The organism is Thiothrix lacustris DSM 21227 (assembly GCF_000621325.1).
Classification (GTDB): domain Bacteria; phylum Pseudomonadota; class Gammaproteobacteria; order Thiotrichales; family Thiotrichaceae; genus Thiothrix; species Thiothrix lacustris.
This window is the reverse complement of the sequence record NZ_JHYQ01000007.1, coordinates 95378-112229: the sequence shown is the minus strand read 5'-3', so window position 1 is coordinate 112229 and position 16852 is coordinate 95378. Positions and strand designations below refer to the sequence as shown.

Annotated in this window: 15 protein-coding genes; 12 read left to right on the top strand and 3 right to left on the bottom strand. The window is 55.6% G+C overall.

What is annotated here, in order from left to right; genetic code table 11:
• The first annotated feature begins 24 nt into the window (after positions 1-24).
• The 7 genes from cysD (at position 25) to exaC (ending at position 7392) form a co-directional block, all read left to right on the top strand.
• Positions 25-951: a sulfate adenylyltransferase subunit CysD gene (cysD, locus tag Q394_RS0104960; RefSeq protein WP_028488295.1), complete on the top strand. Its 927-nt coding sequence runs from the start codon at positions 25-27 to the stop codon at positions 949-951.
• Positions 951-2219 carry a sulfate adenylyltransferase subunit CysN gene (gene cysN / locus Q394_RS0104955; protein ID WP_028488294.1) on the top strand — a complete coding sequence of 423 codons (1269 nt, stop codon included), beginning with the start codon at positions 951-953 and terminating at the stop codon, positions 2217-2219. The genes cysD and cysN overlap by 1 nt, the downstream gene beginning before the upstream one ends.
• Before the next feature lie 12 nt (positions 2220-2231).
• Positions 2232-3998: an SLC13 family permease gene (locus Q394_RS0104950; RefSeq protein ID WP_028488293.1), complete on the top strand. Its 1767-nt coding sequence runs from the start codon at positions 2232-2234 to the stop codon at positions 3996-3998.
• A complete protein-coding gene (locus Q394_RS22280; protein ID WP_156946738.1) occupies positions 3995-4168 on the top strand; it encodes a hypothetical protein in 174 nt (57 codons plus the stop codon). The genes Q394_RS0104950 and Q394_RS22280 overlap by 4 nt, the downstream gene beginning before the upstream one ends.
• Before the next feature lie 36 nt (positions 4169-4204).
• Positions 4205-5251 (top strand): Fic family protein, encoded by a 1047-nt coding sequence (locus tag Q394_RS0104940; RefSeq protein ID WP_028488292.1) that lies wholly within the window; start codon positions 4205-4207, stop codon positions 5249-5251.
• 248 nt (positions 5252-5499) lie between these two features.
• Positions 5500-5745, top strand: a complete 246-nt coding sequence (locus Q394_RS0104935; protein ID WP_028488291.1) for a hypothetical protein — start codon at positions 5500-5502, stop codon at positions 5743-5745.
• A 126-nt stretch (positions 5746-5871) separates the two neighbouring features.
• Positions 5872-7392 carry an acetaldehyde dehydrogenase ExaC gene (exaC, locus tag Q394_RS0104930; RefSeq protein ID WP_028488290.1) on the top strand — a complete coding sequence of 507 codons (1521 nt, stop codon included), beginning with the start codon at positions 5872-5874 and terminating at the stop codon, positions 7390-7392.
• A 70-nt stretch (positions 7393-7462) separates the two neighbouring features.
• Here exaC and Q394_RS0104925 read toward each other — a convergent pair whose 3' ends face one another.
• From Q394_RS0104925 to moaA, 3 genes are read right to left on the bottom strand one after another with little or no spacing between them, the layout of a single operon-like run.
• Positions 7463-8362, bottom strand: coding sequence for a helix-turn-helix transcriptional regulator (locus tag Q394_RS0104925; RefSeq protein ID WP_028488289.1), 900 nt, complete (start codon positions 8360-8362; stop codon positions 7463-7465).
• Positions 8359-9210 (bottom strand): formate dehydrogenase accessory sulfurtransferase FdhD, encoded by an 852-nt coding sequence (locus Q394_RS0104920; protein ID WP_028488288.1) that lies wholly within the window; start codon positions 9208-9210, stop codon positions 8359-8361. Before Q394_RS0104920 ends, Q394_RS0104925 begins: the two co-directional genes overlap by 4 nt.
• Positions 9211-9212: 2 nt before the next feature.
• The gene (gene moaA, locus Q394_RS0104915; RefSeq protein ID WP_028488287.1) at positions 9213-10220 is read right to left on the bottom strand and encodes a GTP 3',8-cyclase MoaA; all 1008 of its coding nucleotides are present in this window, start codon (positions 10218-10220) and stop codon (positions 9213-9215) included.
• A 238-nt stretch (positions 10221-10458) separates the two neighbouring features.
• Here moaA and Q394_RS19195 point away from each other — a divergent pair, with 238 nt between their 5' ends.
• From Q394_RS19195 to Q394_RS0104890, 5 genes are all read left to right on the top strand, one after another.
• Complete coding sequence (locus Q394_RS19195; RefSeq protein ID WP_051542830.1) at positions 10459-10962, top strand: DUF3305 domain-containing protein; 504 nt, start codon at positions 10459-10461, stop codon at positions 10960-10962.
• Positions 10963-10964: 2 nt separating this feature from the next.
• On the top strand, positions 10965-12968 hold the full coding sequence (locus tag Q394_RS19190) for a DUF3306 domain-containing protein (RefSeq protein ID WP_051542829.1): 2004 nt from the start codon (positions 10965-10967) through the stop codon (positions 12966-12968).
• 127 nt (positions 12969-13095) lie between these two features.
• On the top strand, positions 13096-13701 hold the full coding sequence (locus Q394_RS0104900) for a TorD/DmsD family molecular chaperone (protein WP_028488286.1): 606 nt from the start codon (positions 13096-13098) through the stop codon (positions 13699-13701).
• Between the two features lie 10 nt (positions 13702-13711).
• The gene (locus tag Q394_RS19185; protein WP_038140536.1) at positions 13712-13924 is read left to right on the top strand and encodes a twin-arginine translocation signal domain-containing protein; all 213 of its coding nucleotides are present in this window, start codon (positions 13712-13714) and stop codon (positions 13922-13924) included.
• Positions 13925-13945: 21 nt separating this feature from the next.
• Entirely contained in the window at positions 13946-16843 is a 2898-nt protein-coding gene (locus Q394_RS0104890) for a formate dehydrogenase subunit alpha (RefSeq protein WP_028488285.1), read from the top strand.
• Positions 16844-16852: the final 9 nt, after the last annotated feature.

Genomic DNA, 16852 nt, shown 5'->3' with positions numbered 1-16852 from the left:
CACGTTTACTCAGGATATAACGCCATGTTCCTCAACACACTCAAACCACAGCGGCGGCTTCTCAGCCACCTCGATTGGTTGGAAGCTGAAGCCATCCACATCCTACGCGAAGTAGCAGGGCAATGCAGTAATCCGGCTTTGCTGTTTTCCGGTGGCAAAGATTCGATCTGTCTGCTGCGTCTGGCGGAAAAAGCCTTCCGCCCCGGACGTTTCCCCTTTCCCTTGCTGCATATCGACACCGGGCATAATTACCCCGAAGTCATCGCCTTCCGTGACCGCAAAGCCGCTGACATCGGTGAACGTCTGATCGTGCGCTCCGTAGAAGACTCTATACTGCGCGGCACGGTCGTGCTCAAATCACCGACGGAATCGCGTAACAAGCACCAATCCGTCACCTTATTGGAAGCCATTGAAGAGCACGGTTTCGATGCCTGCATTGGCGGTGCACGCCGTGATGAGGAAAAAGCACGCGCCAAAGAACGCATCATGAGCTTCCGCGACGAATTCGGGCAATGGGACCCGAAAAATCAGCGCCCGGAACTCTGGAACCTGTACAACGCCCGCAGCCATAAGGGTGAAAACATCCGCGCCTTCCCGATTTCCAACTGGACAGAGCTGGATGTGTGGCAATACATCGAGCGCGAAGGATTGGCATTACCCAGCATTTACTTTGCCCACACCCGCCCGATTGTGTACCGCCAAGGTTCGATCGTACCCGTGACCGACATTACCCCGGCGCAAGCGGGTGAGGAAATCATCGACCTGCAAGTACGCTTCCGTACTGTCGGCGACATTACCTGCACTGCACCCGTGATTTCTGATGCAGATTCAATTGAAAAAATCATTGCCGAAACCGCGACCACCACCATTACTGAACGCGGCGCTACCCGACTGGATGACCAAGCATCCGAAGCCGCGATGGAACAACGTAAAAAAGAGGGCTATTTCTAATGACACATCCGCTTGAAGACCACGGCTTGTTGCGCCTGCTGACCTGCGGCAGTGTCGACGATGGCAAAAGTACCCTGATCGGGCGTTTGCTGTTCGATTCCAAAGCCATTTTGGCGGACACCTTGAGTGCCATCACCAAAACCTCGCAACGGCGCGGAATGCAGGAGGTTGACCTGTCACTGCTCACCGATGGTTTGCAAGCCGAACGTGAACAAGGCATCACCATTGACGTCGCTTACCGCTATTTCAGCACCGGCACGCGCAAATTTATCATTGCCGATGCGCCGGGGCATGAGCAATACACTCGCAATATGGTGACGGCGGCTTCCACCGCCAACCTTGCGATTATTCTGGTGGATGCGCGGAAAGGTGTCTTAACCCAGACCCGGCGGCACTCGTATCTGGCGCATTTGCTGGGGATTCCGCATTTGCTGGTGGCGGTGAATAAAATGGATTTGGTGGATTACAGCCAGGCGCGTTTCGAGGAAATCCAGCGGGATTATCTGGATTTTGCCGAACAATTGGGTATCCGTGACGTGCAATTCATGCCGCTTTCCGCCCTCAATGGCGACATGGTGGTGGAGCGTGGCGACAAGCTGGATTGGTATCAAGGCCAAACACTCATGGATATTCTGGAAACCACGCCAAGTGCGCAAAAACGCCATGCAGCGGCGTTCCGTTTCCCCGTCCAGTACGTGTGCCGCCCGCAGGATGCCAGCAATCCACAGTTGCATGATTACCGGGGCTTCATGGGGCGAGTGGAATCCGGCAGCCTGAGTGTGGGCGAGCGCGTGACGGTATTACCCTCCGGCCTTTCTAGCACGGTCAAAGCGCTTGAATTGGGTGGAACACCGTTAACCACAGCGGAAACCGAACAATCCGTCACCGTATTATTGGCGGATGAAATCGACATTTCACGCGGCGATATGCTGGTGAAAGCCACTGACTTGCCCACGCAGACCAAGCAACTGAACGCCACCGTCTGCTGGTTAGCAGAAAGCCCGCTGGATCGGGCGCGTACTTACCTGATCCGCCATACCACCCGCGACACCAAGGCCAAAGTCGCCGACATTGCCTGGCGCGTGGATGTGAATACGCTGGATAAGCAGCCGGTGAACCAGTTAGCGATGAATGACATTGCCAACGTCACCTTCAAGCTGGCACAACCGCTGTTTGTGGATGCGTATGCGGATAATCGTGGCACGGGTGCATTCATCGTGATTGATGAGAGCACGAATAATACGGTCGGTGCCGGAATGGTTGTTTAAAGGAGACACAACATGGGTTGGGAAGGGATTCTAGCGATTGGCTTGGTATTGGGTGTATTGGGTTTTCTGGCGCTGTCGCGGATTTCCCCCGACCTGATCCTGATGGCCGCACTCATCATCCTGATGGTAAGCGGCGTACTCAAACCGGAAGAAGCGTTTGCGGGTTTTGCCAATACCGGGTTAATGACGATTGCCGCGCTGTACATTGTGGCTGCGGGGTTACGGGAAACTGGCGCTATCCAGTGCATTACCCGGCGATTACTGGGGCAACCGTCGAGTGTGCGCGGGGCACAGTTCCGCATGTTATTGCCGACGGCGGCCTTGAGTGCTTTTTTGAACAATACCACGGTGGTGGCGATGTTGATTCCTGCCATTCAGGAATGGTGTCAGCGTTTGAAAATCCCGCCTTCCAAACTGTTGTTACCCCTCAGTTATACCGCCATTCTGGGGGGAACTTGCACCCTGATCGGCACCAGCACCAATCTGGTGGTGAATGGCTTGCTGCAAAAAAGCGGGCACGAGGGCTTAGGCGTATTTGACATTAGCGGCGTGGGGCTGATTCTCTTACTGGCGGGTGGCGGCTTCCTGTTGCTCTTCGGCAATCGCCTGTTGCCCGACAGCGCGGGTGTGGCAGAAGGCTTGGACAAAGTGCGTGAATACCACGTCGAAATGATTGTCGAAGACGGGGCATTGCATGGGCAATCCTTATCCGTGGCGGGCTTGAGCAACCTCGGCTACGGTTATTTGGCAGAACTGGAACGCGCCGATGAAGTGACCCAAAGTCCGCCGGGGGATTTCATCCTACAAGCGGGTGATCGGCTCTCGTTCATTGGCGCACCGCGTTGCGCCCACGAATTGCGCAGCATTCAGGGCTTGAAGCCTGCCAATGAAGACATCCACAAACTCGGTATTGTGCATTTCAGACGCCGCTTGGTGGAAGCCGTTATTGGCCCTGAATTCCCGTTTCTGGGGATGACTTTGCAAGAATGCGATTTCCTCGGCTCTTATCAGGCGGTGGTACTGTCCATTTCACGCGGCGGTGTCGATACCTTGCCTGACAAGGGCTTGAACGCCCATTTGCAAGTGGGCGATACCCTGTTGATGGAGGCGGGAAAAGAGTTCGCCAAACAGTACAGCTTCCGTAAGGATTTTCTGCTGGTCAGTGCACTAGAAGATTCCAGCCCGCCCAATTTCCAAAAAGCCCAACTGGCACTGGGTGTTCTAGCCGCAATGGTGGTGCTCAGTGCCTTGGAAATTATTCCCATTTTACAAGCAGCATGGCTGGCGGCAGGCGTGATGTTAGTCACCCGCTGCCTGAATGCGGGGTTGGCACGCCGTTCCATTGATTTTACGGTGTTAACGGTCGTCGGTGCTTCGTTTGCGCTGGGTGAGTCGATGGATAAAACCGGGGCTGCCCAATGGATTGCGGAAAGCCTGATGTCCGGTGGGCATCTCACCCCGCTGATGGCCTTGGTGATGGTTTATGTAATGACTTCGCTGTTTACGGAAGTCATTACCAACAATGCGGCCGCCGTGTTGATGTTCCCTATTTGCAGTGCCGTGTCGGAACAGATGGGGGTGAATTTTATGCCATTTGCGATTGCCATCATGTTTGCGGCTTCCGCCAGTTTCATGACGCCGATTGGCTACCAAACCAATTTGATGGTGTATGGACCCGGCGGTTATCGGGTGATGGATTATTTGAAGATCGGTATTCCGATGAATATTCTGGCGGGGTGCGTATCCATTCCAGCGATATTGTGGTTTTGGCCGTTGTGATATGGCGAAAATTCACCACTTACCTGCCGATGGATAACCGCGAACGGCTGGGTGTGACTGGTCTGCGCTATGACCTTGAACACCTTGCCCCGCATAACATTGCCGGTATGGGATTTTCACGGCAGGAACGGGAACGTTACCAAACTTGCTTATTGGCTAATATTGGCTAATATCGGCTAACTATTTACGACTTATTGGCTATTCCGATGAAAACCCATTCCCTGAGCATCAGCGCAGAAATGCTCAAGCTCATTGCCGAAATCGACGAATTCCGAGGCGGCTGGAAAGCCATCCACGGCCTAACCCCAGAACGTTTGGAAGCCTTGCGCCGAGTGGCAACGGTGGAAAGCATCGGCTCATCGACCCGTATCGAAGGGTCAAAGTTGAGTGATGCCGAGGTCGAAAAGCTGCTGGGGAATATTGGCAGGCAATCGTTCCAGACCCGTGATGAACAAGAGGTTGCCGGGTACTCAGAGGCAATGGAAACCATTTTCCAAAGCTATGCTGACATCCCCCTGACAGAAAACCATCTGAAACAGCTTCATGCCATCCTGCTGCGCCATTCCGACAAAGATGAACGTCATCGGGGGCAATACAAAACCCTGAACAACCATGTGGAAGCCTTCGACGAATCAGGCAAAAGCCTAGGGGTGATATTCAGGACAGCCACTCCATTTGACACGCCAAGGGAAATGCAGGCACTGGTGGAATGGACACGGGCAACCTTGGAAGACCGCAGCCAGCACCCCCTGATGACTGTTGGCATATTCAACGTAGTGTTCTTAGCCATACACCCGTTCCAAGACGGCAATGGCAGGCTATCACGCGTATTGGTAACGCTGTTGCTGCTACAAGCAGGCTACAGCTACATACCTTACACCTCGCTGGAAAGCATTATCGAGCGCAATAAAGACAGCTATTACCTTGCTTTACGTCGTACCCAAGGCTCATTGGATAAAGAAAACCCCGACTGGCTGCCGTGGCTATCGTTTTTCCTGCGCTCCTTGAAAGCTCAGAAAGACCACTTAGCGGCGAAGATGGCAGATAACCGTGGTTGGGAAAGCTTGCCTGCTGATAGCGTCAGAATCCTTGAATACCTCACCACACAAGAACGCATCACCATGAAGCAGGCAGAAGAGCTGACCCAAACCCCACGGGCAACCCTGAAACTCCGTATTGCGCAACTATTGGCAGATGGCTTCATCTTACGGCACGGGCAGGCGCGGGGAACATGGTATACGCGAAAAGCATAGGCGTGACCTCCAATTACCTCCTCATGGCACTTGTTTTCGGTTAATATCCACTCAGCGATTCATCGTATTAGGCTCTGTAGCACAAGTCACTCCTCTTAGGATTTGTCCCTTAGCAATCACGGCTATGCTCTGATTGCTTTTTTTCTATTGTTCACCGTTAATAATGCTTTTTAATGTGGTTCTACGTCATTCTCCCCGTCACTTAAATGTGAAGTGTTTTACCAACAACGACGATTAAATGCTTAGCCATGCCAGTTCAATACCGTATTTACTTTCAAAATGATTCGGTAATGGTGTCCGTCGACAGCACCTTGGTGGAATTGTTGGCGTTTCGATTGGGGAAATATCCGCATTCTGGCGAGGCTAACCTTGCGGTGCAACGCTGGTTGGGGGTTGCGGTACGTAAGCGGTTTGGGCATCTGGTTAACAAGAATGACCCTGTTGAAGTATGGGCACGGCTTTGTCTGGCGGAAGCTGTGTTGGGAAATCGCTAACTTTTTGCCAACCTTTCCGTTTCACCAACCTTTATCCAACCTTGATAGATTATGTTATCCACAAGAGCCGCACAGAGGATTCGGCTTTACTTGATTCAGACCAGTCATTGAGAGAGGAGAAGAACCATGCAATACGCAAATCCAAATACCGAAGGCGCCGTCATCAACTTCAAAGAACGCTACGGCAACTTCATCGGCGGCGAATGGATTGCCCCGGTAAACGGTGAATACTTCGACAATATTTCCCCGGTCAATGGCAAGCCGTTCTGCCAGATCCCGCGCTCCAGCGCCGAAGACATCGAACTGGCACTGGATGCCGCCCACGCCGCCAAAGACGCGTGGGGCAGAACATCCGTAGCCGCACGCTCCAATATCCTGCTGAAAATCGCTGACCGCATCGACGCCAATCTGGAAATGCTGGCAGTCGCCGAAACCTGGGACAACGGCAAAGCCGTGCGCGAAACCCTGAACGCTGACGTGCCACTTTCCTCCGATCACTTCCGCTATTTCGCAGGTTGCTTGCGGGCGCAAGAAGGCACGATGGGTGAAATCGACGAACACACCGTCGCTTACCACTTCCATGAGCCGCTGGGCGTGGTCGGTCAAATTATCCCGTGGAACTTCCCGCTGCTGATGGCGTGCTGGAAACTAGCGCCCGCACTCGCAGCAGGCAACTGCGTGGTACTGAAACCGGCAGAACAAACCCCCGCCTCCATTCTGGTCATGATGGAACTGATCGCTGACTTACTGCCAGCCGGTGTCTTGAACATCGTCAACGGCTACGGCGTAGAAGCAGGCAAAGCACTGGCCACCAGCAAACGCATCGCCAAAATCGCCTTCACCGGCTCTACCCCGGTCGGCTCCCTGATTATGAAATACGCGGCGGAAAACATCATTCCCTCCACCGTAGAACTGGGCGGCAAATCCCCTAACGTCTTCTTTGCAGACGTACTGGATCATGAAGATGCGTTTGTCAGCAAAGCAGTCGAAGGCGCGGTACTGGCATTCTTCAACCAAGGCGAAGTTTGCACCTGCCCTTCACGCCTGTTGATTCAAGAATCCATCTACGAAAAATTCATCGGCATGGTGATCGAGCGTGCCGCACAAATCAAACGCGGCAACCCACTGGATACGGAAGTCATGGTCGGTGCGCAAGCCTCCCAAGAGCAGTACGAAAAAATCCTCAGCTACATCCAGATTGGCAAGGAAGAAGGCGCGGAAGTCATTACCGGCGGTGAAGTTGAAAGCATGGCGGCGGATTACTGCGAAGGTTACTACATCCAGCCTACCCTGCTGAAAGGCACCAACAATATGCGCGTGTTCCAAGAAGAAATCTTCGGGCCAGTCGTGTCGGTGGCCACCTTCAAAGACGAAGCGGAAGCGCTGGCTATTGCCAATGACACCGAGTTCGGTCTGGGTGCTGGCGTGTGGACGCGTGACATGAACCGTTCTTACCGCATGGGGCGTGGCATCCAAGCAGGCCGTGTATGGACTAACTGCTACCACCTCTACCCCGCGCACGCAGCCTTCGGTGGCTACAAAAAATCTGGCGTAGGCCGTGAAACCCACAAAATGATGCTCGACCACTACCAGCAAACCAAAAACCTGCTGGTCAGCTACGACATCAACCCGCTGGGCTTCTTCTAAGTTTCCTCCTCCTCGCGACTTGACGCGGGTCATGGCTCTCCCCTGACCTGCGTTTTCTTGGTTCAGCCGCTTAATCCTCCCCCCACAACAGCTTCCCCGTCTCGCTCAAATCATAGCCCTCATACGTCAGCACCATGCGCTGGGTCACATCCGAGCGCAACCGCTGCAACAGCCCCTGAAACAAATGCCGGAACCAGATATTACGCGGCAAGGCAATATCGAACGACTCCCACCCATAGCTGATGAAGGCCAACCCGTTTTCCAAGGCTGCTGCCTTCGCCCCCGGCGCAATATCCGCCTCACGCATTGACACCAGCGCCGCTGCCTCGCGTTCGGAATAAGCTGTCTGGCGCATGTCCAGATCGTCCAAACTGAGGTTGGCACGACTGAGTATTTCCATCAAAAAACGCTGCGACCCCGAACCCTGCTGCCGCGCCACCCAGCGCAATTCCTGACGAAAAATTTGCTGCGTATCCCCCCCAACCCGTGCCAACACCTCCGGGTGCAACATCAGCCCCTGTTCACGCCGGTACAAATGCACCAACACCCACAAATCCGCCTGCCGAAACTGGCGCAGCAAGGCCGGGTGACGCAAACCGCTTTCCTCATTCGGCCCCCAGTGCAAGCAACAAGCATCCGCGCGGCGCATGTGCAACAGCTTCAAGCCCATGCTAGTGCCGGTCGGAAAATAGCTGACCAGCGCATTGGGTCCCACCGCATTGGTGTAAGCCATTGCCACCCGATACAGCAACGGATCGTCACTACCCACAATGGAAAGCCGGTCGCTAAGCAAACCGTTATAGGACGATTCCATCAGCCAACGATCCACCAAAGTACGCGGAAACAGCCATTTGCCTGTCACCTTGGTGGCTGGAATCTGGTTATCACGCACCAATTCGTAGACTTTCTTTTCATTCAGTTGCAAGTAATCAGCAACCTGCTTGACGCTCATGTAGGTAGCCTGATTCATGCATCCGCTTCCACACGCCGAGGCATGGCATCAAACACCACCCGCTCCACCCCGTTGTACACCAGAAAATGCCGCCCTTTGGCGCGGGCGATGAGGATTACCCCCAGCTTTTTCGCCAGCTCCAGCCCCATTTCAGTCACGCCAGAACGCGATAACAGCACCGGCACGCCCATTTGCGCCACCTTGATGACCATTTCCGAGGTCAGCCGCCCGGTGGTGTAAAACAGCTTGTCGCCACCACTGATGCCGTGCAGCCACATGTACCCGGCGATGCTATCAACCGCATTGTGCCGACCCACGTCTTCCACGAAACTAAGGATGTCAGTGCCCGCACACAGCGCACAACCATGCACCGCCCCCGCCCGCCGGTAGATTTCGTTGTATTCGGTGAGCGCGTGCAAGGTGTCATAAAGCTGCGACTGCTGCACCGTGACGGCGGGCAGTTGCAACTGATCCAGCCTGTCCATCAGGTTGCCAAACATGGTTCCCTGTCCGCAGCCGGTGGTGACGGTTTTGCGCCCGAGCTTTTCATCCAGCCCCTCCACGCCCTGAAAGGTGGTGACAGCGACCGATTCGGTTTCCCAATCCACCTGAATCGCCTTGAGCTGGGCGATTTCGGTAATCAGGTTCTGGTTGCGTAACCAACCCAGCACCAGCAATTCCGGCTGGCTGCCCATGGTCATTAGGGTAAGGATTTCGCGCTTGTCGAGGTAAATCGTCAGCGGGCGTTCCGCAGAAATGTAGCCTTCTCGCGTTTGCCCGTATTCATCCACCGGCTGCACACAGATGGTGGTATCCAGCGAAGCATTGCTCAAATGCGGATACGCAGTGACAGATGGCTCAGACATGATTAACCTCCAGTGGCGCTCATATGGCGAAAAATAACCGGTTGGGCTTGCAGGTCGAAATCGTGACCCTTGGGTTTAAGCGCCATCGACGCCAGTAAGGCTTCGCGCAGCTTGGCATCATCACCGGGGTTGGCACGCAATACGCGGCGTAAATCCATTGAATGTTCCTGCCCCAGGCACAGCAGCAAACGCCCTTCCGCCGTGACCCGCACCCGGTTGCAGGTATCGCAAAAATTGTGGCTATGTGGCGAAATGAACCCCACCCGGCTATCCGTATGCCCGCGTCGGAAATAGCGTGCAGGCCCGCCGGTATTGTCCTCTACCTCATGCAATGCCATTGTGCCCCGCAAATCACGGAGGATTTCATCGCTGGAATAATAAGCTTCGGCACGGTCATGATCGCCAATCACGCCCAGCGGCATTTCTTCGATAAAGCTGATGTCCATGCCGCGTTGGTGGGCGAAATTAACCAGATCGGTGACTTCATCGTGGTTACGGTGTTTCAGCACCACCGCATTCAGCTTGACCCGCTGGAAACCGGCTTCCAGTGCCGCATCAATCCCCGCCAGCACCTTGCTGATGTCGCCGAGGCGAGTGAGTTTGTGGAAACGTTCTGCATCCAGCGTATCAAGGCTGATATTGACGCGGGTCACGCCTGCCGCTTTCAAGTCTTTGGCGTAGCGGGTCAACTGCGTGCCGTTAGTGGTGACGGTCAGGTCACGCAAGCCCTCCAATTGCCCCAAATCCTCAAACAGCTTGAGGATATTGCGACGTACCAGCGGTTCACCGCCGGTAATGCGAAGTTTATGCACGCCGAGAGCGACGAAGGCTTTGCCCAGCCGCGCTATTTCCTCCAGCGTCAGCAATTGCTCGCGTGGTACAAAGGTCATGTCTTCAGACATGCAGTACACGCAGCGCAAGTCACAACGGTCAGTGACCGACAACCTGACATAAGTAATCTGACGACCAAAGCGATCAACCAGTTGGGTGGGGTGGGCAGTGCTGCTCATTCAATTTTCTCCGTCTGCTGTATTGTCCTCTAGCAAGAACCATACCGCCCCTTCAAACCCGCAGGAATACATTCCCCTCAAGCGCAGAACGTAACAAATTGACCCACATCCAACGGCCAAACCGGACAAAATGACCCAACACCCCCGCATTAAACACCGCCAAACCGACTTATTCCCCCCTTCGCCCGCTGGCACGTAACTTGCTCAAGTCTTTAAAGAACGCTTTCGGAGGAAAACCGTGAATCCATCAACCCTGCAAGATGCGCCCCTTTTACCCCAACGGCTGGCGGTATCCGTCATTCTGGAAAAACGCCCGTCGATCAGCCGCTGGGCTGATGCCTATTGGACAGCCACCGGCGTGGTGGTCGGTACCAATGAACACCACACCGTTACCCTGTTGCACGAACAGGACGGCATCCAGCAATACCTTTACCCCGGTCTCAGTGTCAGCCTGCACCGCGACGAATGCGAAGGTTACTACCACAACCTGCAATCGCCGCAACCGGGCTGCTACATCATCGCCAACCTCGCGGCTGACGGCACGCCCTCCCCATACATCGTCACCCTCAGTTTCGACGAAGCCAATTCCTACCTGCAAGGCAGCGCGGAAGTGTATGCCGTACCGATTCCGCCCGAACTCTACCGCTGGACAGAAGCCTACGTGCTGGAACATTACGCGCCAGAAAAAAAGAAAAAACGCCGCCTGACCGACTGGCAAAACGACAACGACCGGGGACATTAACGATGAGCGATGAAAACTTTCTCGGACGCTGGGCACGCTTGAAGCGCGAAACCAAAACCGCCGACGCTGAAAAGCCAGAAGCAGAACCCGCAACGCCCCCCGAAGCGCCGCCCGCAGCGCCCCCCGAACTCACCGATGCCGATATGCCCCCGTTGGAAACACTGGGTTTCGACTCCGACTACAGCGGCTTCTTTTCTGCCAAAGTCAGTGAATCCTTACGCAAATCGGCTCTACGCAAGCTGTTCCACCAACCCGAATTCAACGTCATCGACCCGCTCAATGACTACTGCGGCGACTACACCACATTCGCCCCACTCGGCAACCTGATCACTGCCGACATGAAATACCACCTGCAACGCACTGCCCGCGCACAACTGGAATCCCTGATGGAAACAAACGCCATGACCCACGACACCTTACTCGCCGCCCGCCAGCAGGCGCTCGCCAGTTTGCAACAACACCCACAAGCCGTGACCGACTCGGTTGCTTACCAGTCGCAAGGCCGGGTGCTGATTATTGGCGGGGCGGAAGCGCTGGAAATCGCGGCACAATTGCCGGAGACACTCAAGCCGCACATGCTGCTGACGGAAGCCGTGAACACAGAGCTGAAGCAAGTGGTTACGCCATTGGCTGGGCGCAGCATCGACATCAGTGGGTATTTAGGGGCTTTCAGCATCAGCTTGAACAGTGAGGATGGCAAAGGCAGCATCCTGCAAACTGACCTGATCCTCGACCTGCAACTCACACCTACCCTGCAACGCGGCATACAACCGCCCGGCTATTTCGCCCCCAGCCCGGAAACGCTTGCCACTACGCTAGCCGAACTTCCCGACCTGATCGGCGAATTCAGCAAGCCACGTTATTTCCACTACAACCCCAGTCTTTGCGCCCACAGCAGCAGCGGCTTGAAGGGTTGCACCCGCTGCATTGACGCTTGCCCGGCGGAAGCAATCATTTCCATCGGCACAAAAATCGAAGTCAACCCGCAACTGTGTCAAGGCGGTGGCGCTTGCGCGGCGGCCTGCCCCAGCGGTGCTATCCGTTACCAGTACCCCTCCCCGGCGCACAGCGTTGACCAGTTGCGGGTCATGTTGCGCACGTACCGGGAAGCGGGTGGCATTGCCCCCAAAATTCTGTTCCACCGCAGCGAAATGGCGGTGTCGCTGGATGCTTTACCTGCCAATATCCTGCCTTTACCGGTGGAAGAACTCGGCAGTACCAGCCCGGAACTGTGGTTCGCCGCTCTCAGTTTCGGTGCCTCGCAAGTGCTGCTCTACGACGAAGACGCCACGCCCGAACTGAGCCGCCAAACCTTGCAACAGCAACTCGCCACCGCCCACGCGCAATTGCAGGGGCTAGGCTATGCCAGCGATGCGATTCAATGGCTGGCCGTCGGCACGCCAGCGGATGGCATCAGCCCCGCCCCGGTCATGCCGACATTCCCCTCCTCCACCCAAGGCGGCATGAATGACAAACGCCTGCAATGGACGGTAGCGCTTGACCACCTCTACCAACATGCCCCACAACCCAGCGCCGAAATCCCGCTACCGCAAGGCGCACCCTTCGGCCTACTCAACATCAACAAGGACGCCTGCACCCTGTGCATGGCCTGCGCCACCATTTGCCCCCTGAAAGCCATCGACGGCGGCACCAACAAGCCACAACTGCGCTTCCACCCCGACCGCTGCGTGCAATGCGGCTTGTGCGCCAATGGCTGCCCGGAACAGGCCATTACCCTACAACCGCTTTACCTTGCCGACCACGCACAGCGCCGCCTGACCCGCACCCTCCACGAGGAAGAACCGTTCTGCTGTATCCGTTGCGGCAAACCCTTTGGCAGCCAAAGCGCGATCAAAATGATGCTCGGCAAACTGGCTTCCCACCCCATGTTTCAGGATCCCCGCGCCCTCAAACGGCTGGAAATGTGCGACAACTGCCGGGTGGTGGATGTGGTGCAAGACCCTGACGCGATGGGCGACACAATGTCCCGGTCATTTCGCCACTGACACAGACAAAATGTCCCGCTACTGGGCAAATGGGCAGATTTGATCTGACCCGCTGGTGTTATCGGGCAGTCTTTTACCGCCAAAACTGGTACGGAACTTGCCCTACTAAAGAAGGAAAGGAGACGCAATGAACCAGAACAGTCTGTTTGTTCGCACGCAGGAGCCGGAGCAAATTTACCGCGCCAACACCTACCGTTTATTGGCGGCGTTGTTACGTAAACCACCGGATAGCGACATCCTCGATTACGTGCAACAACTGGCCAATATGACCAATGGTAATGACGAACTGGCAACCGCGCTGATTGGGCTGGGGCTAGCCGCCCGCCACGCCGACCCGATGATGATTGATGACGAGTTCCATGCATTATTCATCGGGCTAGGTAGAGGCGAAGTGGTTCCCTACGGCTCGTGGTATTTGACCGGCTTCCTGATGGAAAAACCGCTGGGTCAGTTACGTCAGGAACTCGCCCGACTGGGGTTTGAACGTGACCCCAACGTACACGAACCGGAAGACCACGCCGCCGCCCTGTGCGAAGTCATGGCCATGCTGATCGAAGATCAGGCCGAGTTTACGCAGCAAGCGGGGTTCTTCCAGCGGCACATGGTGAACTGGCTGGAAAGGTTTTTCGGCGACTTGCAGGGAGCGACAGCGGCCTCGTTCTATCAGTCGGTAGCACAGACAGGCGGTGCGTTCATCCGTTTTGAACAACAGTATTTCAGTATGCAGATGTAGGAGTCAGAGCATGAAGAACAGTGATCAGAAACAGCAACCCCATACCACCCGCCGTGAATTCCTGCGGGGCACGGTTGCTGCGGGCGCGGGTGCAACCTTGCTAGCCACCCTGCCCGGCGTAGCCGAAGCTGCCACGGAAACCGTTGCCGCCAAACCAGAAGAAAAGACAGGCTACCGGCTCACTCCCCATATCGCCGCTTATTACAAAACTGCCGCACATTGATGTGGTTGGAGGATTTAGACCATGAAACTACGCAAAATCAGCGACCAACCCATCCAGCCAGCCACGCAGACCCTCGGCATCAAGTCGATCAATCGCCGTGAATTCCTGCGCAATTCCAGCCTGATGGCAGGCGGAGCCATGCTCGCCACCGGCATCAGTGCTGGCATGATGCGCAAAGCACAAGCGGAAGATGCCCCCACAGCAGGCGGTGACACCAAAGAAGTCCGTACTATTTGTACCCACTGTTCAGTCGGCTGCGGCATTATTGCCGAAGTGAAAAACGGGGTGTGGACAGGGCAAGAGCCCGCGTTCGACCATCCCTTCAACCTCGGGGCGCACTGCGCCAAAGGTGCGGCAGTCCGCGAACACGGCCACGGCGAACGCCGCCTCAAGTACCCCACCAAGCTGGTCGACGGCAAGTGGAAAAAGATTTCATGGGATGAAGCCATCAACGAAATCGGCGACAAGCTGCTGCAAATTCGCGAAAAATCTGGCCCTGACTCGGTGTACTGGCTGGGTTCTGCCAAACATAACAACGAACAGGCTTACCTGTTCCGCAAAATGGCGGCGATGTGGGGAACCAATAACCTCGACCATCAGGCACGTATTTGCCACTCGACCACCGTCGCCGGGGTAGCCAATACCTGGGGTTATGGGGCGATGACCAACTCCTACAACGACATCCACAATTCCAAAGCGATCCTGATCATTGGGGCGAATTCAGCGGAAGCGCATCCCGTATCCTTGCAACACATCATGCTTGCCAAGGAACAGAACAACGCGCCCGTCATCGTGATTGACCCGCGTTTCACCCGCACGGCTGCGCACGCTGATCAATACTTGCAACTGCGCCCCGGCACGGACGTACCACTGGTATGGGGCATGTTGTGGCACATTTTCCAGAACGGCTGGGAAGACAAGGAATTCATCCGTCAGCGCGTCTACGGCATGGATGAGATCAAGGCCGAAGTCGCCAAATGGACACCGGAAGAAGTCGAGAAAGTCACCGGCGTACCCGAAGCCCAAGTCAAAAAAGCCGCGCAAACCATGGCTGAACACCGCCCAGGCACTTTCATCTGGTGCATGGGTGGTACACAACACACCATCGGCAACAACAACACCCGCGCCTACTGCATCTTCCAGTTAGCACTCGGTAACATGGGCGTATCCGGCGGTGGCACCAATATTTTCCGGGGGCATGACAACGTACAGGGCGCAACTGACCTCGGCGTGCTGTCCGACACCCTGCCCGGCTATTACGGTTTGACTGCCGGTGCTTGGAAGCATTGGGCGAAAGTCTGGGATCTGGATTACGACTGGATCAAGAGTCGTTTCGAGCCAAGCAGCTACGAAAAAGGCAAGGACAAAGAGGGTAAAGAAATCGACGTACCGGTCATGGAAACCAGCGGCATTACCGTTTCCCGCTGGATCGACGGCGTGCTCGAAGATAAGGCCAATATCGCCCAAAAAGACAATATCCACGCCATGTTTTTCTGGGGGCACGCACCCAACAGCCAGACACGCGGGCCGGAAATGAAAACCGCGATGGAAAAGCTGGAAATGCTGGTGGTCGTCGACCCTTACCCCACTATCAGCGCTGTCATGCACGACCGTACTGATGGCGTGTACCTGCTACCCGCCTGCACCCAGTTTGAAACCTACGGCTCGGTGACGGCTTCCAACCGTTCGCTGCAATGGCGTGACAAGGTAATCGAACCGCTGTTCGAGTCCAAACCCGACCACACCATCATGTACCTGTTCGCCAAGAAACTGGGTTTCGACCAGCAAATGTTCAAACACATCGAGGTTAAGAATGGCGAACCGGTGATCGAAGACCTTACCCGCGAATTCAACCGGGGCATGTGGACGATCGGCTACACCGCACAAAGCCCGGAACGCATGAAAAAGCACCAGCAAAACTGGGGCACATTCGATTACACCTCGTTGAAAGCCAACGGCGGCGCGTGTGACGGTGACTTCTACGGAATGCCGTGGCCGTGCTGGGGCACACCGGAAATGAACCACCCCGGTTCCCCCAACCTCTACGACACCAGCATGTCGGTGGCAGAAGGTGGAATGCCCTTCCGCGCTAATTTTGGCGTCGAGCGCAATGGTGTCAACCTGTTGGCAGAAGACTCTTACAGCAAAGGCTCAGAAATCACCGACGGCTACCCCGAGTTCACCGACGAGTTACTGAAAAAACTCGGCTGGTGGGATGACCTCACGGCCGAGGAAAAAACCGCTGCCGAAGGCAAAAACTGGAAAACCGACCTCTCCGGCGGCATCCAGCGGGTGGCCATCAAACACGGTTGCGCCCCTTACGGCAACGCCAAGGCGCGTGCCATTGTGTGGACATTCCCTGATCCAGTCCCCATCCACCGCGAACCGCTGTACACCTCGCGCCGCGATCTGGTGGAAAAATACCCCACTTACGAAGACCGTAAATCCTTCTGGCGCTTGCCGACCCGTTACGGCTCGATTCAGGCCAAGGATTACTCGAAAGACTTCCCCATCATCCTCACCTCTGGGCGTTTGGTGGAATACGAAGGCGGCGGCGACGAAACCCGTTCCAACCCGTGGCTGGCAGAATTGCAGCCGGATATGTTCGTCGAACTCAACCCGCGTGACGCCAATAACGCCGGGGTAAAAGACGGTGACATGGTGTGGCTGGAAGGCCCCGAAGGCGGCAAGATCAACATCAAGGCGCTGGTGACTGAACGGGTAGCCGTCGGCGTGGCATTTACCCCGTTCCACTTCGGCGGGCACTTCCAGGGCAAGGATTTACGCGCGAAATACCCGGAAGGCGCTGACCCGATTGTGCTGGGTGAAGCCTGTAATACAGTTTTCACTTACGGTTACGACTCAGTAACACAGATGCAAGAAACCAAATGCAGCCTGTGCCGTATCACCAAGGCTTGAGGATAGAAT